This window comes from Mesorhizobium sp. B264B1B (genome assembly GCF_020165765.1).
In the GTDB taxonomy this organism is placed as follows: Bacteria; Pseudomonadota; Alphaproteobacteria; order Rhizobiales; family Rhizobiaceae; genus Mesorhizobium.
This window is the reverse complement of the sequence record NZ_JAIUIS010000003.1, coordinates 366727-388547: the sequence shown is the minus strand read 5'-3', so window position 1 is coordinate 388547 and position 21821 is coordinate 366727. Positions and strand designations below refer to the sequence as shown.

Here is a 21821-nt window from a genome sequence, read left to right as displayed (position 1 = left end):
TCTCCGGGGTCAATACGACCAGCTCCGCGCCTTGGCGATGATGAAGTCGCGAAATACGTGCAGCTTCGCCTGGTTCTTCATCGCGTCCGGGTAGGCGAAATAGGTGTCGAAGGAAGGCACCTCCGTTTCCGGCAGGAGCTGCACCAGGCCGGAATCCTTGGAGATGACATAGTCGGGCAGCATGGCGATGCCGGCGCCGCCCTGCACCGCGCGCTTGATCGACAATATATCGTTGATCTGCAGCGTCGGCACGCGCTGGCCGCCCTCGAAATCGCCGACCGTCTCCAGCCAGTTCAGCTCCGACAGATGCGCCGGCACCGGCACGCCGAAAGTGACGATGCGGTGCGCCTTGAGCTCGGCCACCGAAGCCGGCCTGCCATGCTTGGCGATATAGCCTGGCGACGCATAGAGGTGGAAATGCACCGTGAACAGGCGGCGCTGGATAAGGTCCGGCTGCTGCGGCTGGCGCAGCCGGATGGCGCAATCGGCCTGGCGCATGGTGAGGTCGAGCTCCTCGTTGGCGAGGATCAGTTGCAGGCTGATTTCAGGATAGAGCTCGATGAACTCCTGCACGCGCTCGGTCAGCCAGCCGGCGCCGAGCCCGACCGTGGTCGTGACCCTGAGCACGCCGGAGGGGCGGTCCTTGGTCTCGGTCAGCCGCGATTTGATGGTCTCGAGCTTCATCAGCACGTCATGCGCCGTGCGGAACAGCATCTCGCCCTGTTCGGTCAGCACCAGGCCGCGGGCGTGGCGGTTGAACAGCGGCACGCCGACATCATGCTCGAGCGCGCTGACCTGGCGCGAAATCGCCGATTGCGACAGGTGCAGCGTCTCGGCCGCATGTGTAAACGACCCTGCTTCCGCCGCAGCGTGAAACACGCGTAGCTTGTCCCAGTCCAACGCCATGATTCCCCTCGTTCCTGTTTGGCGTCTGAATGAAAAATCAGGCTTTTACACGGCGTTTCTAAGCCGTTCTTTCAACAGTTTGCGAACCGCTATTCGGCCGCCTCGCGATGCACCTCGATGCCGGCCAGGTACTTCTCCGCCTCGAGCGCCGCCATGCAGCCCAGCCCCGCCGCAGTCACCGCCTGGCGATAGATATCGTCGGTCACGTCGCCGGCGGCGAACACGCCGGGCACGTCGGTGCGGGTCGAATCCGGCGCCGTCCACAGATAGCCGTTCGGCTTCTGCTTCAGCTTGCCGACGAACAGCTCGACCGCCGGCGCATGGCCGATCGCGACGAACACGCCGTCGACCTCGAGCTGCGTCTCGACACCCGTCACCACGTTGCGCAGCTTCAACCCTTCGACCGACGGAGGCAGTGGCGTCTTGCCCGGACGGCCGGTGATCTCGTCGACAACCGTGTCCCAGATGACGCGGACATTGTCCTTCTTCAAGAGCCGCTCGCGCAGGATGCGTTCGGCGCGGAAGTCCGAGCGCCTGTGGATGACCGTCACGCTCTTGGCGAGGTTCGACAGATAGAGTGCTTCTTCCACCGCCGAATTGCCGCCGCCGACCACCGCGACATCCTTGCCGCGGTAGAAGAAGCCGTCGCATGTGGCGCAAGCCGATACGCCGAAGCCCATGAACGTCTGTTCGGTCGGAATGCCAAGCCATTTGGCCTGCGCGCCGGTGGCGATGATCAGGGCATCGGCCGTGTAGACGGTGCCGGAATCGCCCGTTGCGCGGAACGGCCGCACGTTGAGATCGACCTCGGTGATGATGTCGGCGATGATGTCGGTGCCGACATGTTCTGCCTGCCTGAGCATCTCGCTCATCAACCACGGACCCTGGATGGGTTCGCCGAAACCGGGATAGTTCTCGACGTCGGTGGTGATCATCAGCTGGCCCCCCTGCTGCAGGCCGGCGACCAGCATCGGCTTCAGCATGGCGCGGGCGGCATAGATCGCCGCGGTATAACCGGCCGGGCCGGAACCGATGATGAGGACAGGCGCGTGCTTGGTGGTCATGAAAAGCCTCTGCGGAGGGCTGCCGGCGTTTGCGGCATGGAAAACTCGTCGATGTCGCGCGTAATGTAAGTGTTGCCCACGACACCAGCAAGGCAAGTTGGCGCTCGTCCCCGGAAAGCTTTGTCGCACCGGGCGAACCGCTCTGGTGCTGCGTGGATTTCCGCGTGGGGGATGGCGTGGACAGCAAAGTCGTTTAATTACAAAATCCCGCAAGATTCTTTCGCCACCCGTAATCATCGAAAGCCCCGAAATGCCGCTCAAGGCCGACCTCGACGCAATCGACTGGAAGATCCTTCGCGAATTGCAGGCAGATGGGCGCATGACCAATGTCGAACTGTCGAACCGCGTCGGCATTTCGGCACCGCCTTGCCTGCGCCGCGTCAAGCGACTGGAGGAAGCCGGCATCATTCGCGGCTATCGGGCGCTGCTCAACGCGCCGGCGCTCGGTCTCGACGTGGTCGCCTTCTGCCTGGTCGGCCTGCACCATCAGGCCGATGCCGAGCTTCGCATCTTCGCTGAGCGCACGCGCGGCTGGCCGGTCGTACGCGATGCCTGGATGGTGTCGGGCGAATCCGATTTCCTCCTGCACTGCGTGGCAAGCGACCTCGGCGCCTTCCAGACCTTTGTCATCGAGGAACTGACCTCCACGCCGAACGTCGACACGGTGCGCACAGCCCTCACCATCCGCCGGGTCAAGGATGAGGGGTTGGTCTCGTTCGAGCGGCCGTGACGCCGATCGATTGCGGCGCCCGGCCAAAGCGAATTCCGGAATTTCGCCACATCGCCGCCGCGCTGATAACGGACAGGCGCAGGCAGCCGGATCGTCCTGTGCGATTTGGCGCCTGATTGGTTTCCTTGCCCAAGCAGCGTAAGTTCCAAGGACGATCCGCCGTGGAAGGGACCATGACCAGGTTTGCAAGCCCGATTTCGGCGCTCATCATCTGCATGAACGAGGCCGATATGATCGGCCCGTGCCTCGAAAGCATCGATTTTTGCGCCGAGATCGTCATCGTCGATTCAGGCTCCACCGACGCCACGTTGGACATCGTTCGGCAGTTTGTCGCTGAGGGCTATCCGATAAAGCTGCTGCACAATGGCTGGCCGGGTTTTCCGCATCAGCGGCAATTCGCGCTCGACCACGCCACGCAGCCCTGGTGTCTTTCGATCGACCCGGACGAACGCGTCGACGACCGGCTGCGGCAGTCGATCGTGGCGGCAGTCGAGACGGCGAACGCCGGTATCAGCGGATGGTACATCCGCCGCCGCGACTGGCTGAAGGGCTACGGCTATGCCCATCGCTGGGTGCTGCACAACAGGCTGTTGCGGCTTTTCCGCCGGGAAGGCGCAACCATGGACGTGACCGCGCGGGTCCATGAATCCTTCGGCGTTTCCGGCGAGACCAGCACGATCGAAAACGGCGTGCTGCTGCATCGCCGCGAAATATCGGTCGAGGAGGATCTGGCCCGGGCAAATGCCTATTCCAGCCTCAAGGCGGCCACCCTGGTCGAGAAAGGCAAGAAGCCGGGCCTGGTGCGGCTGGTGCTTTCACCGCTCGGCAACTTCCTGAAATTCTATTTGGCCAAGCGCTACTTCCTGTGCGGCCGGCACGGCTTCGTCTATTCGATGTCGGTGATGATCTATTCCTTCGCCACCGAGGCCAAACTGTATGAGGCCTCGCAAGGCAGCGAACCGGCGTGAGCGGTCAGGTCCGGATCAAGACCGCTTATCCCGGCCATCGAGCCGCCCTATGGCGGCGATGAGACCGTCGAGGTCGCTGCTGTCCCGCAAGGGCCTGATGACGAAGCCGGAGCGAAGCTGCGCCTCGCCGCCGACGAGCCAGCCCTGCGGCAGGCCGGCGCTCAGGCCTGCCTCCATGTCGGCCAGCTTGTCGCCGACGATCACGGACCGCCGGAGATCGAGATCGAGGCGTCTCGCCGCCTCGAAGAGCATGCCGGGATTGGGTTTGCGCATCGGGTGATCCGATATGCCCAGCGGCCCCACGCCAGCCTCGTGGTAGGCGCAGGCCAGCACCATGTCCACGACAACGCCCTGATCGCGCAACAGCTCGAGCACGCGGCGGTTCACGTCGGCGAAGGCACTCCAACCGAAATAGCCGCGCGCGATGCCGGACTGGTTGGTCACCACCACGACCGGGATGCCGGCATTGTTGGCGGCGGCGATCGCCGGCAACATCTGCGGCCGGAGCTCGATCTCGGCCGGATCGCTGGGATAGTCGGTATCGACATTGATGGTGCCGTCGCGATCGAGGAACAGCGCCGGCTGGCCGGCGGGGAAAACCCTGCCGCCGATCCGCTCCACCCACAGGCCCGGCTCGGCCAACGGGTGCGGCGCCTTGTCAGCCATTGCTGAGGCGCGCTTCCACCACCTCGCACAGGTGATGGTAGAGGCACAGATGCCCCTGCTGGATGATCGGCGTCGAGGTCGAGGGCACGTTGAGCAGGATGTCGGTCAGCGGCGCGAGCTTGCCGCCTGTGTCGCCTGTCAGGCTGATCACCGTCATGCCCATGGTCCGCGCCTGTTCGGCGGCCGCCAGGATGCTCGGCGAATTGCCGCTGGTCGAGATCGCCAGAAGCACGCCGCCGGCCGCGCCATGCGCCTCGACTTGGCGCGAAAAAACGGTGTCGAAGCCGTAATCATTGCCCCAGGCGGTCAGCACCGCGGCATTGGCCGGCAGCGCGATGACATTGTAGCCCTTGCGCTCCTTGAGAAAGCGGCCGACCAGTTCGCCGGCGATGTGAATGGCGTCGCTGGCCGAACCGCCATTGCCGCAGATCAGCAGCGCCTTGCCCGACGAAAGGGCGGCGACGATCGCGCTCGCCGCACGTTCCATCGCGCCTGTGAGATCGCGCTCGACCAGCGCCGTGATCGCGGCCGCCGAGCGGACCAGGTAATCGTTCAGTTCGGACATGAAACCCTCAATTCTTATTACCGGCCGAGCGCAACCTGCCGATGGTGCCGGTCGTGCTCTTGCCGGCGACGAGATCGACCAGGACCACGCGCCCGCCGGCTTTCTGCACCACGTCCGCGCCGACCACGGTGTCGACCGTGTAGTCGGCGCCCTTGACGAGTATGTCGGGCAGAAGCGCCTCGATCAGCGCCAGCGGCGTGTCCTCGTCGAAGACCACCACCGCGTCGACAGACGCGAGTGCCGCCAACACGCAGGCGCGGTCGTGCTGATCGTTGACAGGCCGTTCCGGCCCCTTCAGCCGGCGCACCGAAGCGTCGCTGTTGAGGCCGAGCACCAGCCGGTCGCACTGGCTGCGCGCCGCGTGCAGCAGGCTGACATGGCCGGCATGCAGGATGTCGAAACAGCCATTGGTGAAGCCGACGCTGAGGCCCTCCTCCTTCCACGCCGACACCAGCCGTGCGGCCGATTTGGCGTCGAGGATGGCATCCCTGTGGACGCTCGGACCGTGCGATCGAAACAGCGCGCCGTTGAGTTCCTCGACCGTCAGCCGCGCCGTGCCTCGCTTGCCCACCACAACGCCGCCGGCTGCATTGGCGATCGAGGCGGCCGCGGCCGGATCGGCGCCGGCGGCAAGCGCCAGCGCGAAGGTCGCGATCACCGTATCGCCGGCGCCCGACACATCGAACACTTCGCGCGCCTGCGTGGCGATGTGGCGCGCCTCCGTCGGACCGACGACGCTCATGCCCTTTTCGCTGCGCGTGGCGACGACGAAGTCGAAGCCATGCGCCGCAAGCAGCTCGCGCGCCGCGGCCACGATCTCGTCATCGCTGAACACCGGCCGTTCGACCGCTTCGCCGAGTTCCTTGCGGTTGGGCGTGATGGCGGTCGCGCCGGCATAGCGTGCATAATCCCGGCCCTTCGGATCGACCAGCACCGGCTTTCCCGCCTCGCGGCAGATCGCGATCAATTCGCCGGCGACGCCGTCGAGCAGGATGCCCTTGCCGTAATCCGCCAGGATGACGATGTCGGCGTGCGCCAGCGCGGCGCGGAAATGCCGGACCAGCGCCGCGCGCTCCGCCGCGCCGAGCGGCTTGATCTCTTCCTCGTCGAAGCGCAGCACCTGCTGGTTGAGCGCGCTGAAGCGGCTCTTGGACGACGTCATGCGGCCGCGCTCCCGCGCCAGGCCTGTCGTGTCGGCGCCAAGCTCGCCGAGCATGCGCACCAGGCTGTCGCCTGCCGTATCAGAGCCGATCACCGAGACCGGAATGGCGGCGGCGCCGAGCGAGATAATGTTGGCCACGACATTGCCGGCGCCGCCCATCGCCAAGCTCTCGCCGCGCCCATGGAGCACCGGGATCGGCGCTTCAGGCGAAATCCGCTCGATGATGCCGTTGACGAACCGGTCAAGGATGAGATCGCCGACCACCAGCACGGTGGCCTGGCCGAAGTGCGCGATGGCGCGGTGCAAGGGCTCGGGGGAAAGTGGGTCGTGCTTGGTCATGTCACTGGCAACGCGCAAAAACCGGTTTTGAAGATGCATAGAGGACAAATTGGCCGGGATCGGTCGTTCATGGCGATGCCGATATACCGCAATTCGAGCCAGCGCAACGCCGGCTGGCCTCGTCAACTCTTCTGCAAGGCGACATGGACGCCAAGCCCGACCAGCACCGCGCCGCCGGCTCGCTGCATCATGCGCTGGGCGCTGCTGGAGCGGCGCAGCCTGCCGATCACGGCACCAGCCAGGAACACGCAGACGATATCGGCCGAGGAGAACATCAGGTTGACTGTCGTGCCCAGCACGACGAATTGCAGCCAGACCGGGAATGCGGCAGAGGCATCGATGAACTGGGGCAGGAAGGCCATGAAGAAGATCGCGGTCTTCGGATTGAGCACCTCGACGGCGATGCTCTCGAAAAAGGCGCGGCAAGCCGATTTCCGCTCGATCGCCGGCAGTGCCATGTCGCCTTCCGCGCGCTTGCGGAACAGCGCCACACCGAGCCAGATCAGGTAGAGCGCGCCGACGAGCTTGACCGCCATGTAGAGCGGCGGCACGGCGTGGAAAAGCACGGACAGGCCGGCGGCAGCGGCAAAGACGTGGACATAGCCGCCCAGATGAATGCCGAGCGCCGCAGTCAGGCCGGACCAGCGGCCGCGCGCCATCGTCTGCGCGGCGGCATAGAGCATGGCCGGGCCTGGAATATAGGCGAAGATCGCCGTGGTGGCGAAAAACGCGACGAGCAGCTCTGTCGACGGCATTCCTGGTCCCTCATGATCGCGCCCGGCGGCGCGAGCCGACTGAAGCGGCAGCTTTGCGGCGCCACTGTGGCGCGCTGCCCCGCGCAGGGCAATCGCGGACGGGTCCACCCCTCGATTGTTCTTGCGGATCCCAGTGCCGCCCGGCAACGCTGCTTTGTCGACAGCTTCGCAAGCCTCCCTTATAAGGACCGGAATCGCAAGCAACCAGAGGCGTTCATGATCATCGTCACGGGCGGCGCCGGCATGATCGGCTCCAACATCGTCGCCGCGCTCAATTCGGAGGGCCACGACGACATTTTGGTCGTCGACGACCTGAGCGATGGCCACAAGATCGCCAACCTTGCTGACTTGCGGATCGCCGACTATCTCGACAAGGACGATTTCCTGGCCCGCCTCGAGGACGGCGGGCTCGGCCGCATCGAGGCCGTCTTCCATCAGGGCGCCTGCTCAACCACCACCGAATGGAACGGTAAGTTCATGATGGAGGTGAACTACGCCTATTCGAAGCGGCTGCTGCATGCCTGCCTGGCGCTGCGCGTGCCCTTCCTCTACGCCTCCTCGGCATCGGTCTATGGCGGCGGCTCCGAGTTCCGCGAGGACGCGGAGCTTGAGCGGCCGCTCAACGTCTACGCCTATTCAAAAAAGCTGTTCGATGACTATGTCAGGCGCAATGTCTTCGATACCGATCATTCGCAGGTCGCGGGCCTGCGCTACTTCAACGTCTATGGGCCGCGCGAGGCGCACAAGGACGCCATGGCCTCGGTCGCCTTTCATCTGTTCAACCAGGTCGGGCGTGGCGAGAATCCAAAGCTGTTCGGCGCCCATGACGGCTTTGGCCCCGGCGAGCAGAGCCGCGACTTCATCCATGTCGGCGACGTCGCCGATGTCAATCTGTGGCTGTGGAAGCGCGGCGCGAGCGGCATCTTCAACTGCGGCACCGGCCGGGCGCAACCCTTCCGCGCCATTGCCGAAACCGTCATCGACACGCTGGGCAAGGGCGAGATCGAGTACATCCCCTTTCCCGACCACCTCAAGGGCAGCTACCAGAGCTTCACGCAAGCTGATATGTCGCGTCTGCGCGCCGCCGGTTACAATGGGCAATTCCGCAGCGTCGAAACCGGCGTCAGAGACTATGTCGAATGGCTGAAAGCCCAGCGATCCTCGTGATCGGCCCACGCTGGGTGGGCGATATGGTGATGGCGCAGTGCCTGTTCTCGGCGCTGAAGGAGCTTCATCCAAATGCAGCCATCGACGTGCTGGCGCCGGCCTGGGCGGCCCCTTTGGTCAAGCGTATGCCTGAGGTCCGCCAGCAGATCGATTTCCCGCTGAAACCCGGCGCGCTCGAATTCGCACATCGGCGCCGCTTCGGCCGTCTGCTGCGCGGCCGTTACGACAGCGCCTATATCCTGCCGGGCAGTTGGAAGTCGGCGCTGATCCCGTTCTTTGCCCGCATTCCACGCCGTTTCGGCCATCTCAGGGAAATGCGCTACGGCCTGTTGACCGACATTGTTCCGCTGCCGGAGACCGTGAAACGGCGCACGGCGCAGGCTTATTTCGGCCTTGCACAGGGTGGCGATTTTCGGGCGCCTCATCTGACGGTGGACGCCAACAACCAGGCCACCCTGCTCGACCGTTTCGGCCTGGGGTCGCAGAAATTCGTGGCGCTGATGCCAGGTGCCGAGTTCGGCCCGGCCAAGCGTTGGCCGAGCGAACACTATGCCGGCCTTGCCCGGGAGTTCATGGCCAGAAGGTTCAAGGTCGCGCTGTTCGGGTCGAAGAACGACCGCGACGTGACCGCGGAGATCACAGCCCTCGCTCCTGGCGTGGTCGACCTGGCCGGCCAGACGCGGCTGGAGGACGCCATCGACCTGATCGCGGCCGCCGGGCTGGCGGTCTCCAACGACAGCGGGCTGATGCATGTCGCGGCGGCGGTCGGCACGCCGGTTGTCGCCGTCTATGGTTCGACCTCGCCACAGAATACGCCGCCGCTGGCCGAACGGCGCGAACTGGTCTGGCTCGGCCTGCCCTGCTCGCCCTGCCACCGCAAGATCTGTCCGCTCGGCCACCTCAATTGCCTGAAGACGCTCGAGGTCGCACAGGTCATGGCGGCGGCGGACCGGCTGCTGGACATCCCGGCCGCCGCATGAAGGTGCTGATCGTCAAGACATCGTCGATGGGCGATGTCATCCACACTTTTCCGGCGCTCCAGGATGCGCGCCGCGCACGGCCCGATATTGCTTTCGACTGGTGCGTCGAGGAGACTTTCGCCGGCATCGTCGCGCTGCATCCCGCAATCGGCACCATTCACATGGTCGCCATCCGGCGTTGGCGAAAACATCTCTTCGACAAGGCCACCTGGCGCGAGGCGACCGCCTTGCGACGCGCCTTGCGTGCGTGCCGCTATGATCTGGTCATCGATGCGCAAGGCCTGTTGAAATCGGCGCTGGTGGCCAGGCAGGCGAAGGCGCCGATCGCCGGCTTCGACCGCTCAAGCGCGCGCGAGCCTTCGGCAACGCTGCTTTACGACGTCGGCCACGCCGTCCCCCGCAACCTGCACGCCATCGAGCGGACGCGACGGCTTTTCGGGCAGGCGTTGGGTTACCGGCCCGATCTTTCGATACTGGATTCGGGCATTGTGCCGCCGCCCGGCAATCTGACCGGCATAGCCGGCAACACGGCCTTCCTGCTGCACGGCACCAGCCGTGAGGACAAGAAGTGGCCTGTTGAAAACTGGATCGAAACCGGCCGTCTGCTGGTTGAGCGCGGCATGACGCCGGTCACGACCTGGTCGGACGAGCGCGAACAGGCGGTGGCCGAAGCGATCGCCCGGGCAGTTCCATCGACGAGCATCGTGCCAAAATCACCATTGGCCGACATCGCGGCGATCCTGGGCAGCTCGAGGCTGGTAATCGGCGCCGACACGGGGCTCACGCATCTCGCCAGCGCCTTCGGCCTGCCGACGGTCGCGGTGTTTTTGGCCACGGAGCCGGGTTTGACCGGTCCACGCGGCCCCTATGCATTGACGCTGCAGGCCGCGCCCGGTGAGCGAGTGTCGCCCGCGAGGGTAGTGGCTGAGGCTGAGAGGCTGCTGGAGCACCAGACGCATGGTCAGGCCGGCGCTGGCAAGAACTGATCTATTCAATCGGAAAGCTGGCGCTGCCCCTCATCGCCCTGCCGGGGAGAAGGACACCTTCACCGATGACTGCGCCAATTTTAAGCGTTTGCAGAATAGACGCCGACTTCGCGTTCAGCCGTCTTCTCCCCGTCACTATACGGGGAGAAGGTGCCGGCAGGCGGATGAGGGGCGGCGCCAACCTTGGCTAAAAACGCGCAGATCAGCGCCCCTCGAACCCCTTAGATAAACTGCACCTGGACGATCTCGTATCCCCTTGCACCACCCGGCGCGTTGACCTCGATGGCGTCGCCGACTTCCTTGCCGATGAGCGCCCGCGCGATCGGCGAGGAGATCGAGATGCGGCCGGACTTCACGTCCGCCTCCTGATCGCCGACGATCTGGTAGGTCTTCTTCTCCTCGGTGTCCTCGTCGACCAGCACCACGGTGGCGCCGAACTTGACCTTGTCGCCGCTGAGCTTGGTGACATCGATGACTTCGGCCCGGGCGATGAGATCCTCGAGCTCGTTGACACGGCCCTCATTGAGGCTCTGCGCCTCTTTGGCGGCATGGTATTCGGCATTTTCGGATAGGTCGCCGTGCGAGCGCGCTTCGGAGATCGCCTCGATGATGCGCGGCCGCTCCTCCTGCTGGCGCCAGCGCAGTTCTTCCTTCAATGACGCGAACCCCTCGCCTGTCATCGGGACCTTGTTCATGATACCTGACCTTTCCTGCCGCCACCCCCGCATTTCGGGGAAAGCCTTATCGATGGTGCAAAAAGAAAACGGTCCGGCAGCCTCGGGCTAACGGAACCGTTCACCGCAATTTCCCTGAATATAGCAATCTTTGCGGGCTTTTCACGCCCAAAAATCGGTTTCTGAAGAAATCATCACCGTTTTCGCGCGCGCCGTCGCAGGAGCCGGCATGGCAACAAAAAACCGGCCGTGATTGCTCGCGGCCGGTTCGAAAAGGCATTGAGGGGGGTCAGCTCCTCATGAAATGGTCGATCTGTTCGGCCAGCATGCCGTATTCGCGTGAACCCTTGCCGGTTCGCTTTTCGATCTCCATCAGCTGTTGCTGGGCGCCGGCCAGGTCGCCGATCTGGAGATGGGCTTCGCCGAGATATTCGCGCACCAGCGTGTAGTTGGGATCGATGCGCAGCGCTTCCTCGTAATAGCCGAGGCCAACGGCGACGCGGCCGGAATGGCGGTGCGAATAGCCGAGATAGTTGAGGATGCGCGGGTCCTGCTTGTTGGCGGCGAGGCTGAGCACGGCGATCGCCTCGTCATAGCGGCCGGCCATCGCCAGGTCATGCCCGGCATCATAGATGCTGTCGTCGTCCAGCATGCCTTCCTGGGGTGCGACGCACTTGTTCTTCTTCTTGTCCCAGACCATGCCTTTCTTGCATTTGGTGGTCGTACTGGTGTCGTCACCGCTGCCTGCGGCAAACACCGGAACGGCAAGGAACTGCAGAGCGAGAAGCGCGCTCGCCGCCTGGATCAGCACTCTTTTATGCATCGGAGCCTCCTGGAGGGGTGAGAATGCAACACTAACGCAGCGTGTCGGCGGTTTCATCCCGGAAAAAAGCAAGGGGCTAACATGAGGTGACGGATGCTCGAAATCCGCTATCATCGGCGGCGATGAAAGCTGAGCCAGCGGAGACCGCCAGTGCAGCGACGGCTTGAAAAGAACTGGGATTTGACGATCGGGCCCGACACCGTGCGGCTGTTCATCCTCAAATGCAAGGCGTTGAGCGCCGCCATCAATGAAGACTATGCCGACGGCGCCGAACACGAAATCGAGTTCGATGGAAACACCCGTGACAATCATCATCATGACGGACTCGCCGAGGAAAGCTCGGAAAACCTGACCGAAGAGGAACTGCGCGAGCTGATCAACGACCTCAATGTCGACGAGGCGGCCGAGCTCGTCGCGCTCGCTTGGGTCGGCCGTGGCGACTACGATGCCTCGGAATGGGCCGACGCCGTCGCCGCCGCGCGCGAGCGCGCCAACAAGCACACGGCCAAATACCTGCTCGGCTTGCCGTTGCTCGCCGATTGGCTGGAGGAAGGGCTGGAAGCGATCGGTGCGTAACGCGCCGGTAATCGATTGTGATCGGGCCTAAGCGCCTTCCAGGCAACTTCGAGCATCCCGGCACCGTTTCGAGGCGATGGCAACACTGAGCTTTTCCCGAAAATACAGGATTGCATTGGTCATGGTCGTGACAGCACTGCTGGTGACGCCGGCCGATGCCAGGCATCGTCACAGGCATCACGAGCCGCTTTCACCACGGGTGGAACAGCCGCTGACGCCGCGGGTTGACCGGCCGCTGAAACCGCGCGGCGAAAGGCATCGCAAGCCGAAGCCGGCACGGCAGAGGACGCAAAATCCGAAGCCGGTACGTGCGGATGTCCCCGTGCCTGAACCGCGCCCCGCTGACGCGCCAGAGGCGACAGAACCGAACACGCAAAATCCAGCCGCAACATCCGACCGGTTCCAGGACGAAGCATCCCCTCAGAAGCAACAAGCGCAGCCCGAGCCGCCAGCCGATGCGAAAGGCGAACCGGAGCCGCCAGCCGTGGCGCCGACGCCGACACAAAGGCCTGAGACTGCGGAACCGGAGGTTGAGCCGCCGGCCATTGCCCCGCCACCGCCGCCAAAGCCGGCGGACGCGGACAAAAAGGAGATGCTTCCCGATCCGCGTTCGGCTGACCTGCCAGACGCGAAAATGCCTGCCGAGGAAGTCGCCTGCCGCGAGCGGCTGAGGGGTCTCGGTGTCGAATTCGAGGAGCACAAGGCTGAAAGCGATCGCGATATCGGCTGTTCGATCCCCTATCCCCTGGTGCTGAAGAGCCTTGGCAAGTCGATCGCCATTGCCCCGGGCGCCGAGCTCAATTGCGCAATGGCCGAGGCGGCGGCACGCTTTGCCGGCAACGTCATCCAGCCGACGGCGAAAGCCGAATTCGGCGCCGACCTGAAATCGATCGGCCAGGCATCGGCCTTTGTGTGCCGGCCACGCAACGGCACGCGCAAACTGTCCGAACATGCCTTCGGCAATGCGCTCGATATTGCCAGCTTCACACTTGCGGACGGCAGGACGATCGAGGTCGGCCCGGCGCCACCGGACAAGGACGCCAAATTCCTCGACGCGGTGCGCAAGGCCGCCTGCGGGCCGTTCAAGACCGTGCTGGGCCCGGGCAGCGATGCCGATCATTCGCTGCATTTGCACCTCGACCTCGAGCCGCGCCGCCACGGCGGTACCTTCTGCCAGTAGGGCCGGCTCAGAAGCGATGCCGCAATTCGGCCGCAGGCATGAACGCCGGCGCTGATTTTTCCTTTACCGTTGATCGTTAAAATCCCGCCTATCGGGAAAGGGACTGCCGATGGACGGGATATTTCGTGCCGCGCTGGCGCTTGCGCGGCAATCGAAACGCGCGCGCGCCGCGGCCGGCGGGCTGGCCGCCCTGCTTGCGCTGGCCGCGGTGTCGGCCTGCAACACCGGCAACGTGCTGGCACTGGAGCCGGCCGTCGATGTCGGCGCGCAGACCGCGGCCGTGCCGCAATATTCAGGCATGCAGCGGCTGGTTCCTTCCAATCCCTACATGACGCAGGCCGCCTATCCACGCATGGACGAGCCGATGTCGCCGGTCGAGCAGATGCCGGCCAGCGAGACCGACTGCCGTCAGCAGCTGAGGCGCCTCGGCGTCACCTTCACCGACCTGGCGCCGATCCATGAAGGCCAGTGCGGCATCGACTATCCGGTGAAGGTTTCGGCCATCGGCAGCGTCGAGATGAAGCCCGCCGCGACGCTGACCTGCGACATGGCCGCCAGCTTCGCCGCGTGGACGAAGAACGAGCTCGTTCCTTCCGCCCGCTGGCGCTACTTCTCCGGCGTCAGGACCATCCACCAGGGTTCCAGCTATTCCTGCCGCAACATCGCCGGCGAAGGCGTGCTGTCGGAACACGGCAAGGGCAACGCGCTCGACGTGATGAGCATCGAACTCAACAATGGCGACGACATCGACGTGCGCAAGCCCGGCCTGTTCGCCTTCCGCACCCGCGGCTTCCTCAACAATGTGCGCGCCGACGGCTGCCAGTATTTCACCACCGTGCTCGGCCCCGGCTACAATTACGACCACCGCAACCATTTCCACTTCGACATCAAGAACCGCAAGAGCGGCTATCGCGCCTGCCGCTGATCCCTTTGCCTGGCGGCGGCTTCGCCGCGTACAGTGACGTCGTAGAACTCGAGCGGCATCGATGAGCCAACGAAGCTTCCGACGACGCGCTGCGACCTGGCTGGTGTTGCTTCTGGCGACCTATCTGGTGCTGGCCTATGTCGCCGCGCCGGAATTCTGGACGTTTCGCGATCGCGGCTTTCGCAGCCAAAGCTTCGAGATGGTGACGCACACCCCGCAAGGCATTCCGGGCGACCCGATCAATGTCGGCCTGATCGGCACGCAAAAGGAGGTTGTCCATGCCTTCGCCGTCGCCGGCTGGGATACGGCCGACGCCATCACATTGAGGACAGCGATCGACATCGGCGAAAGCGTCTTGTTTTCGCGCCCCTATCCGGACGCGCCGGTGAGCCGGCTGCTGTTCGAAGGTCGCGCCCAGGATCTTGCCTTCGAGAAGCCGGTAGGTGGCAGCGCCGACCGCCGTCACCATGTGCGCTTCTGGCAGACTGATGCCACCGGCGACGATGGCCGTCCGCTGTGGCTGGGCTCGGCCAGTTTCGACCGTGGCGTGGGCCTGAGCCACGACACCGGCGCCATCACCCATCATATCGGCCCCGACATCGACGCCGAACGCGACTTTCTTATGCAGGATTTGACCGCCGCCGGAATGCTGATCTCAACCAGCGACCTGGAAGGCATCGGCGCCACCACGCACGGGCGCAATGGCGGCGGCGACCCCTATTTCACCGACGGCAAGGCCGTGCTCGGCGTGCTGAAGCAACTGCCGTGATGCCTGAAGTCAGCTCGTGGCGACCACGACCTTGCCGAACGGTCCCTTCTCCAGATGCTGGAAGGCCTGCTCCACCTCCTCGAAGCCGAAGACCTTGTCGACCACCGGCCGGATACCGAGCACCTCGATCGCCTGGTTCATCCGCTCGAAGGCGCGGCGATGACCGATCGATATCCCTTGCACGACGATGCGATTGCGCAGGAACGGCACGATCGGAAAGCTGAGTTCCATCGAGCCCAGCAGGCCGATGACCGACAGGCGGCCGTCGGCGGCCAGGGCATCGAGCGATCGCCGCGCATTGTCGCCGCCGACCATCTCCAGGATATGGTTGACGCCGGTTCCACCCGTCAGGTCACGCGCGGCTTCGTCCCATGCCGGCTGGGTGCGGTAGTTGATCACTTGCCAGGCGCCGAGTTTCCTGGCCCGTTCGAGCTTGTCGTCGCTGCTCGAGGTGACGATGGCGCGCAGGCCGAAAGCGGCCGCGAATTGCAGTGCAAACAGCGACACGCCGCCGGTACCCTGGATAAGAATGGTCTGGCCGGGCACCGGCTTCGTCGCCTCCGCCAAGGCAAACCACGCCGTCAGCGCCGCGATCGGCAGCGTCGAGGCCTCGGCGTCGCTGAGCGAAGGCGGCGCCAGCACGATGGCATCCTCGTGAAGCAGCACGTACTCGGACAAGGTGCCGGGCAGTGACAATCCCAACGTGTGCTGGTGAAGCACCGGCGGCGCATCGCCGTCAGGCCAGTCGGCGATCACTTGGCCCAGCACGCGTTGCCCGGCCTGGAAGCGGCTGACGCCGCCGCCGACCGCCACGACCTCGCCCACCGCATCCGATGTCGGCACGAAGGGAAAGACGAGGTCCGGGATCAGCACCCCGTCTAGGACCATTCGATCCTTGTAATTCAGCGATATGGCCTTGATCCGCACCAGCAGCTCACGAGGCCCGGGTGCGGGTACCTTTCCCTGCGCCGGTTGCAGCTTGGACAGGCCAAAACCGGTCATTTGCCAGGATCTGTTGATGTCCCTGTTCATCTCGTCTGCTCCGGATTGAGTTGCTGGCGAGATCTTTACGTCATTCCACTATAGAAAAAAGTGCTTCTATGTGGCATAATTGGAAACGAATTGAAGATCATTATTCTACAATAGGGGCACAGCCATGGAATCCGCCGATCTGCAGGGCATTGTCGCCTTCGTTCAAACGATCGAAGCCGGCAGCTTCACCAGTGCGGGAGAACGGCTGCGCGTGACGAAATCGGCGGTCGGCAAATCGATCGCACAGCTGGAGCATCGGCTTGGCGTGCGTCTGCTCAATCGCACCACCCGCAGCCTGAGCCCGACAAGCGAAGGCCTCAGCTATTACGAAGCCTGCGTCAGGGCGCTGTCCGAAATCGAAGCCGCCCAGTCGCTGCTTGCCGCGCACCGGCAAGTGCCCTCGGGCCGGCTTCGGGTCGATTTGCCGTCGGCCTTCGGCCAGCGCTGCGTTGCCCCAGTTTTGTTCGACATTTCCAAGCGCTTCCCCGATCTGGCGATGGAGATCTCCTTCAACGACCGTCGCGTCGATCTCATCGAAGAAGGCATCGACCTGGCAGTTCGCATGGGCGAGCTCGACGACAGCCTGTCGCTCGCGGCGCGGCGGCTCTATGTCCAACGCTCGTGCGTATTGGCCGCCCCCGCCTACCTCGAGGAGCACGGCAGGCCGCGAACGATCGAGGAGCTCGCCGCTCATAAGCTGATCGGCTACACCCGTAACGGCGTCGCCCATCCCTGGACCATAAGGCACGCCGACGGCCAAATCGGAAAGTTCACACCGCGGGCAAGGCTGGTCCTCGACAATGGCGAGCCGATGCTCGACGCCGCCCTTGCCGGCTGCGGCATCACCTTCCTGCCGACATGGTTGGCGGCGGACAGCCTCAGGAGCGGTGCGCTCGAAATGGTGCTGTCGGACCGCCTCGTCGAAAACATTGCCGTCCACGCCGTTTGGCCGGTGACGCGAGCAGTGACGCCGAAGGTCCGCGTCGTAGTCGATGCGCTGGTCGAGCATTTTTCGGCGCCGCCCTGGGATGCCGCCTGACGGGGCCGCATGCGCTGTCATCTTCCTGAAAACGGCTGCTGACTATTTTCCAATCCAGCACGGCAATGCTATTGACCCCTGATGCTATATGTTGAAATCGCCACCGTGGTCGTCCTCATCTGCGTGAACGGCCTTCTGGCAATGTCCGAGCTTGCCATCGTCTCGTCGCGGCCGGCCCGCCTCAAGGCAATGATCGATCGCGAGGTTAAGGGCGCCGGCCGGGCGCTTGCGCTTGGCTCCAACCCCGGCAAGTTCCTGTCCTCGGTACAGATCGGCATCACCCTGGTCGGCGTGCTGTCCGGCGCCTTTTCCGGCGCCACGCTCGGCGAAAGGCTGGCGCAGTTCCTGGCCTCGAACGGCATCCGCGAAAACATCGCCGATCCGCTCGGCGTCGGCATCGTCGTGGCCATCATCACCTATGCCTCGCTGATCATCGGTGAGCTCGTGCCCAAGCAGATCGCGCTGCGCGACCCCGAGCGGGTCGCCGTGCGCGCCGCCCCGGCCATGACCGTCCTCGCCACCGTCTCGGCGCCGCTGGTCTTCCTGCTCGATATTTCGGGCCGCGCCGTGCTTTGGCTGCTCGGCCAGCGCGGCGAGAGCGAGGAGAAGGTTACCGACGAGGAGATCAAGATGCTGGTCGCCGAGGCCGAGCATCACGGCACCATCGAATCCGACGAGCGCCGCATGATCGCCGGCGTCATGCGGCTTGGCGACCGCGCCGTGCGCGCCGTCATGACGCCGCGCACCGAGGTCGACTGGATCAACCTCCAGTCCGACGATGCGACCATCCGCAAGCTCCTGATGGACACGCAGCATTCGCGCCTGCCCGCCGGCGACGGCGGCGTCGACGCCATGATCGGCGTCGTCCAGACGCGCGACGTGCTCGCGGCATTGCTGGGCGGCCGCGCGCTCGACCCGCGTCGGCACGTGCGCACCGCGCCCATCGTGCACGATCAGGCCGACGCGCTCGACGTGCTGCAGACGCTGAAGGAATCCGACGTGCCGATGGCGCTGGTGCATGACGAATACGGCCATTTCGAAGGCATCGTCACACCCGCCGACATTCTGGAGGCCATCACCGGCGTCTTCCGTTCGGACCTCGAAGCCGGCGAGGAAGAGAATGCCGTCAAGCGTGACGACGGCTCATGGCTGCTTGCCGGCTATATGCAGGCCGACGAGATGGCCGAGGTGCTGGGCATCGACTTGCCGGAAAACCGCGACTACGAGACCGTCGCCGGCTATGTGCTGTCGCACATGCACCATCTGCCGGCGACCGGCGAATGCGTCGACGCGCAAGGCTGGCGTTTCGAGGTGGTCGATCTCGACGGCCGCCGCATCGACAAGCTGATCGCCACGCGCCTGCCCAGCGGCCACCGCGAAGTGGTGCGCTGACTGTTCGAACGTTGCCTCGAGTCAAGCGGTCATTGGCCGTCCGTCCGCGCCTACTGCTCCGTGAAGGCGCGGGCGAACGAATCGAGCATCGGCCGCGCGAGATATTCCAGGAAAGTCCGGTCGCCGGTGCTGATGAACGCCTCGACCGGCGTCCCGGGATAGAGCTGCTCGGGCTTCACGCGGGATGGCAGGGCGTCGATCTTCAGCTTCGCCCGGAAATAGGGTTCACGCGTAGCCTCGTCGATCAGCCGATCCGCGGAAACCTGTGTCACGGTGGCTGGAACCTCGGGCGTGAGCCGCGCGTTCAAGGCGGACAATCGCAGTTTCGCCGGCTGGCCGACGCGTACCTGATCGATGTCCTTCGGCCGCAGCTTCGTGTCCACGACCAACCCCGATGCCGTCGGCAGGATTTCCATGATCTTTTCGCCCGGGGCAATTACGCTGCCCTTGGAATTGTAGGTCGACGACACCACGATGCCCGCTGCCGGCGCCTTGATTGTCGTGCGCCGCAGCACCGCCGCGGCCGCCCTGATCTGTTCCTCGACGTCGGCCAGGTTGGAGCGAACCTCGTCCAGCTTCGTCAGCGCCTCCTCCACCCGTTGCGTGGTCAAGCGCTCGGTCTGCTCCTGCGCCTCGACGATCTGGGTGCTGGCCGATGCAAGACTGGCCTCCAGCGCTCCCGCCTGGCCGACGAGGTCGGCTTCGCTGCGCAGAAGCTGGGAGTATTCGGTGCGGTTGGTCAGGCCTTTGTCCAAAAGGCTGGTCTTGATGCCGAGCTCCTTCTTCACCACCTCGACCTGCTGCTGGATGGCTTGTTTCTGGGCGTCCAATCCCACGACGGACTGCCGATGCATGACGACCCGCTGCTGGAGGATCGATCGTTCCGACCGGAACCGGGCGAGCCTGGCGTCGAACTCCTTCTGCTGTTCCCGAACCAGCATTTCGAAATCGTGCTGAAGCGGCGCCGGCGCCGCTGTTGTGATCGGCGCCAGCCTGTCCAGCCCGTCCCGCTCCGCCTCCAGCCGCGCCGCGCTTGCCCTGAGCGCGATCGACTGCCTCGTCAGCCGGTTGAGCTCGGCCTGCGCGGCGGTTGGATCCAGCACTATCAGATCCTGCGCCTGCTGCACGCGATCGCCTTCGTGGACCAGCAACTCTTGGACGATGCCGCCCTCGGGGTGCTGGATGAGGATGTTCCCGCCCATCGCCGAGATCGTGCCTTGCGTGATCACCGCGCCGGACAAGGGGGCATAGGCCGCCCAATAGCCGAAGCAACCTGCAAATATCGCTATCGCCGCATAGCCGCCGAATGCCACGCGCCCTGTGTCGGTGCGTGGATTGCGTTCCCCGGCGAGGCTGTGCACTGCCATCATCTACGATCCAAAGCGGGTTTTTTGCGGGGCGCTGCGGAGGGTCGTGGCGAACGACCCCGTCACCACCGTATTCTGCCGGGAAGAATTGCCGGCGAGCGGCTGCCGCAGCAAATCGCCGCTCGGGCCGAAGGCTTCGATCGCGCCGTCGCGCAGCAGCATCACGCGGTCGCAGGCCGCTGCGATCGAAGGGCGGTGCGTGATCACGATCAAGGTAATCCCCGCCGACCGCGCATCCGAGAGCACCGCTTCGAGCGCCGCTTCGCCGGCGCCGTCGAGATGAGCGTTGGGCTCGTCCAGGACGAGAATTCTGGGGTTGCCGTACAGGGCGCGCGCCAGCCCGATCCTTTGGCGCTCGCCGCCCGACAGCGCCCTGTCAGAGAGACCGATCATCGTCTGGTAGCCGTCGCGCTGCGTCAAAATCAGTTCATGGGCCTGGGCACGCTTTGCCGCCTCGACGATCGAGGCGTCATCCGCGTCGGGGTCGAAGCGGCCGACGTTCTCCGCGATCGATCCCGGGAACAGTTCCACCTCCTGCGCGAGATAGCCGATATGCCTTCCAAGCTGCTTTTCGTCCCAGGTCCTGAGATCGGCACCGTCGATCCTGACCGAGCCGCTGACCGGTTGGAGCGCACCGACAAGCAATCTGGCGAGCGTCGATTTGCCGGCTCCGCTCGGGCCGACGATCGCCACCGCCTCGCCGGCCCCGATGTGGAAATTCAGCCTCTTGACGATGGGCGGACCGCCGGGCCTATTCGGCGCGACGTAGATCAGATCCTGCGCCGAAATCGCGCCTGACGGATCAGGCAAGGCCAGTTTTTGCACCGCGGACGGACGTGCCGAAAGGGTTGCCTCCAGCCGTTTCCACGATCGCCTGGCGTCGACGATCTGCCGCCACGAGCCGATCAGTTGGTCGAGCGGCTGCAGCGCGCGCGACGATACCAGGGAAGACGCGAATATCATCCCGGCCGTCATCTTGCCTTGCAGGACCAGCCACGCACCCACGCCCAGTATCGCCAGCTGCAGCATCATGCGCACGGCCCGCGACGTTCCGCTGAAGATCGCATTAGCCGTCGACGCGCGGTCGTGAACGATCAGCGCTTCGGCGACGTGCTTTCCCCAAGCCCGCGCGGCGTTCTGGACCATGCCCATGGCGCGCAGCGTCTCGGCGTCGCGGGCAAAGGCCTGCTCCGACTGGCTGGCGACCGCCGAACGTCGTGAAAACAAAGCGTCGTTCCTGCCGATGGCAAGCTGGGTTGCCAGGACCAGTGCAAGCAGCATCGCCACGCCAGCCAGGGTGAGCCAGAACAGGACGGGATGGATCAGGTAGAGCAGTCCGAGGAAGAACGGAGCAAACGGCAGGTCGAACAGGACCGCCACGCCGCGCGACCTGATGAAGGCGCATACCGAGGCGAGATCACGCAATGGCGACAGGCCTGCGGAGGCGTGGTCGGCGCCAAGCGAAGCGGCGAACGTCTCCGCCCCGAGCTTGCTGTCGATGCTGGCCGCGACGCGCTGCGTGTAAATGGAGCGCACCGCGTCCAGAAAGCCCAGAAAGACCAGCGCGAGAACCGCGATGACCGACAGGTAGACAAGCGTCTCGACATTGGAGGAAGGCAGGACCCGATCATACACCTGCAACAGATAGAGCGGGATCACCAGCAGCAGGACGTTGATCAGCAACGAGAAAACGCCGACATCGGCGATGGCGCGCCACAAGACCGCCCGCAGACCTGACTGTCCCATCGTTCCCGCG

22 protein-coding genes are annotated in these 21821 nt (G+C 64.6%); 11 read left to right on the top strand and 11 right to left on the bottom strand.

What is annotated here, in order from left to right; genetic code table 11:
• Positions 1-9: 9 nt before the first annotated feature.
• Both LB547_RS08540 and trxB read right to left on the bottom strand, forming a co-directional pair.
• The gene (locus LB547_RS08540) at positions 10-906 is read right to left on the bottom strand and encodes a LysR family transcriptional regulator (protein WP_140495954.1); all 897 of its coding nucleotides are present in this window, start codon (positions 904-906) and stop codon (positions 10-12) included.
• A gap of 89 nt (positions 907-995) precedes the next feature.
• Positions 996-1970, bottom strand: coding sequence for a thioredoxin-disulfide reductase (gene trxB / locus LB547_RS08535; protein ID WP_140495955.1), 975 nt, complete (start codon positions 1968-1970; stop codon positions 996-998).
• Positions 1971-2220: 250 nt separating this feature from the next.
• On the opposite strand from trxB, the gene LB547_RS08530 reads away from it, so the two are divergent.
• Both LB547_RS08530 and LB547_RS08525 read left to right on the top strand, forming a co-directional pair.
• Positions 2221-2700, top strand: a complete 480-nt coding sequence (locus LB547_RS08530; protein WP_140495956.1) for an Lrp/AsnC family transcriptional regulator — start codon at positions 2221-2223, stop codon at positions 2698-2700.
• A 173-nt stretch (positions 2701-2873) separates the two neighbouring features.
• Positions 2874-3668 carry a glycosyltransferase family 2 protein gene (locus LB547_RS08525; RefSeq protein ID WP_140495957.1) on the top strand — a complete coding sequence of 265 codons (795 nt, stop codon included), beginning with the start codon at positions 2874-2876 and terminating at the stop codon, positions 3666-3668.
• Positions 3669-3683: 15 nt separating this feature from the next.
• Here the strand turns inward: LB547_RS08525 and gmhB are convergent, their stop codons facing one another.
• From gmhB to LB547_RS08505, 4 genes are all read right to left on the bottom strand, one after another.
• Positions 3684-4334: a D-glycero-beta-D-manno-heptose 1,7-bisphosphate 7-phosphatase gene (gene gmhB, locus LB547_RS08520; protein WP_140631912.1), complete on the bottom strand. Its 651-nt coding sequence runs from the start codon at positions 4332-4334 to the stop codon at positions 3684-3686.
• Positions 4327-4899 (bottom strand): SIS domain-containing protein, encoded by a 573-nt coding sequence (locus LB547_RS08515; RefSeq protein WP_140556028.1) that lies wholly within the window; start codon positions 4897-4899, stop codon positions 4327-4329. Before LB547_RS08515 ends, gmhB begins: the two co-directional genes overlap by 8 nt.
• A gap of 7 nt (positions 4900-4906) precedes the next feature.
• Positions 4907-6400 carry a D-glycero-beta-D-manno-heptose-7-phosphate kinase gene (gene rfaE1, locus LB547_RS08510; RefSeq protein WP_224702877.1) on the bottom strand — a complete coding sequence of 498 codons (1494 nt, stop codon included), beginning with the start codon at positions 6398-6400 and terminating at the stop codon, positions 4907-4909.
• A 122-nt stretch (positions 6401-6522) separates the two neighbouring features.
• Positions 6523-7155, bottom strand: coding sequence for a LysE family translocator (locus tag LB547_RS08505; RefSeq protein WP_140524876.1), 633 nt, complete (start codon positions 7153-7155; stop codon positions 6523-6525).
• A gap of 216 nt (positions 7156-7371) precedes the next feature.
• On the opposite strand from LB547_RS08505, the gene rfaD reads away from it, so the two are divergent.
• Genes rfaD through waaC form a run of 3 tightly spaced genes read left to right on the top strand, consistent with a single transcriptional unit; the run spans position 7372 to position 10288 of the window.
• Positions 7372-8322 carry an ADP-glyceromanno-heptose 6-epimerase gene (gene rfaD / locus LB547_RS08500; protein WP_140495962.1) on the top strand — a complete coding sequence of 317 codons (951 nt, stop codon included), beginning with the start codon at positions 7372-7374 and terminating at the stop codon, positions 8320-8322.
• Positions 8295-9302 (top strand): lipopolysaccharide heptosyltransferase II, encoded by a 1008-nt coding sequence (waaF, locus tag LB547_RS08495; RefSeq protein WP_140760377.1) that lies wholly within the window; start codon positions 8295-8297, stop codon positions 9300-9302. The genes rfaD and waaF overlap by 28 nt, the downstream gene beginning before the upstream one ends.
• Complete coding sequence (waaC, locus tag LB547_RS08490) at positions 9299-10288, top strand: lipopolysaccharide heptosyltransferase I (protein WP_140760363.1); 990 nt, start codon at positions 9299-9301, stop codon at positions 10286-10288. Before waaF ends, waaC begins: the two co-directional genes overlap by 4 nt.
• Positions 10289-10509: 221 nt before the next feature.
• On the opposite strand, the gene greA is transcribed toward waaC, so the two are convergent.
• A complete protein-coding gene (gene greA / locus LB547_RS08485) occupies positions 10510-10983 on the bottom strand; it encodes a transcription elongation factor GreA (protein WP_008877613.1) in 474 nt (157 codons plus the stop codon).
• 268 nt (positions 10984-11251) lie between these two features.
• Positions 11252-11785, bottom strand: a complete 534-nt coding sequence (locus LB547_RS08480) for a tetratricopeptide repeat protein (protein ID WP_140495965.1) — start codon at positions 11783-11785, stop codon at positions 11252-11254.
• Positions 11786-11935: 150 nt separating this feature from the next.
• On the opposite strand from LB547_RS08480, the gene LB547_RS08475 reads away from it, so the two are divergent.
• From LB547_RS08475 to LB547_RS08460, 4 genes are all read left to right on the top strand, one after another.
• Positions 11936-12361, top strand: coding sequence for a DUF3775 domain-containing protein (locus LB547_RS08475; protein ID WP_140524880.1), 426 nt, complete (start codon positions 11936-11938; stop codon positions 12359-12361).
• 115 nt (positions 12362-12476) lie between these two features.
• On the top strand, positions 12477-13541 hold the full coding sequence (locus LB547_RS08470; RefSeq protein ID WP_140760691.1) for an extensin family protein: 1065 nt from the start codon (positions 12477-12479) through the stop codon (positions 13539-13541).
• 109 nt (positions 13542-13650) lie between these two features.
• Positions 13651-14466 (top strand): extensin family protein, encoded by an 816-nt coding sequence (locus LB547_RS08465; protein WP_140495967.1) that lies wholly within the window; start codon positions 13651-13653, stop codon positions 14464-14466.
• A gap of 61 nt (positions 14467-14527) precedes the next feature.
• Positions 14528-15235 (top strand): LssY C-terminal domain-containing protein, encoded by a 708-nt coding sequence (locus LB547_RS08460; protein WP_140516822.1) that lies wholly within the window; start codon positions 14528-14530, stop codon positions 15233-15235.
• A 9-nt stretch (positions 15236-15244) separates the two neighbouring features.
• Here the strand turns inward: LB547_RS08460 and LB547_RS08455 are convergent, their stop codons facing one another.
• On the bottom strand, positions 15245-16267 hold the full coding sequence (locus tag LB547_RS08455; protein WP_140760348.1) for a zinc-dependent alcohol dehydrogenase family protein: 1023 nt from the start codon (positions 16265-16267) through the stop codon (positions 15245-15247).
• A 124-nt stretch (positions 16268-16391) separates the two neighbouring features.
• Between LB547_RS08455 and LB547_RS08450 the strand changes: the two genes are divergently transcribed.
• Complete coding sequence (locus LB547_RS08450; protein ID WP_140516826.1) at positions 16392-17306, top strand: LysR family transcriptional regulator; 915 nt, start codon at positions 16392-16394, stop codon at positions 17304-17306.
• 81 nt (positions 17307-17387) lie between these two features.
• Entirely contained in the window at positions 17388-18698 is a 1311-nt protein-coding gene (locus tag LB547_RS08445; RefSeq protein ID WP_140516828.1) for a hemolysin family protein, read from the top strand.
• A gap of 50 nt (positions 18699-18748) precedes the next feature.
• Here LB547_RS08445 and LB547_RS08440 read toward each other — a convergent pair whose 3' ends face one another.
• The gene (locus tag LB547_RS08440; RefSeq protein ID WP_140516830.1) at positions 18749-20065 is read right to left on the bottom strand and encodes an HlyD family type I secretion periplasmic adaptor subunit; all 1317 of its coding nucleotides are present in this window, start codon (positions 20063-20065) and stop codon (positions 18749-18751) included.
• Between the two features lie 3 nt (positions 20066-20068).
• Complete coding sequence (locus LB547_RS08435) at positions 20069-21811, bottom strand: type I secretion system permease/ATPase (protein ID WP_140686103.1); 1743 nt, start codon at positions 21809-21811, stop codon at positions 20069-20071.
• Positions 21812-21821: the final 10 nt, after the last annotated feature.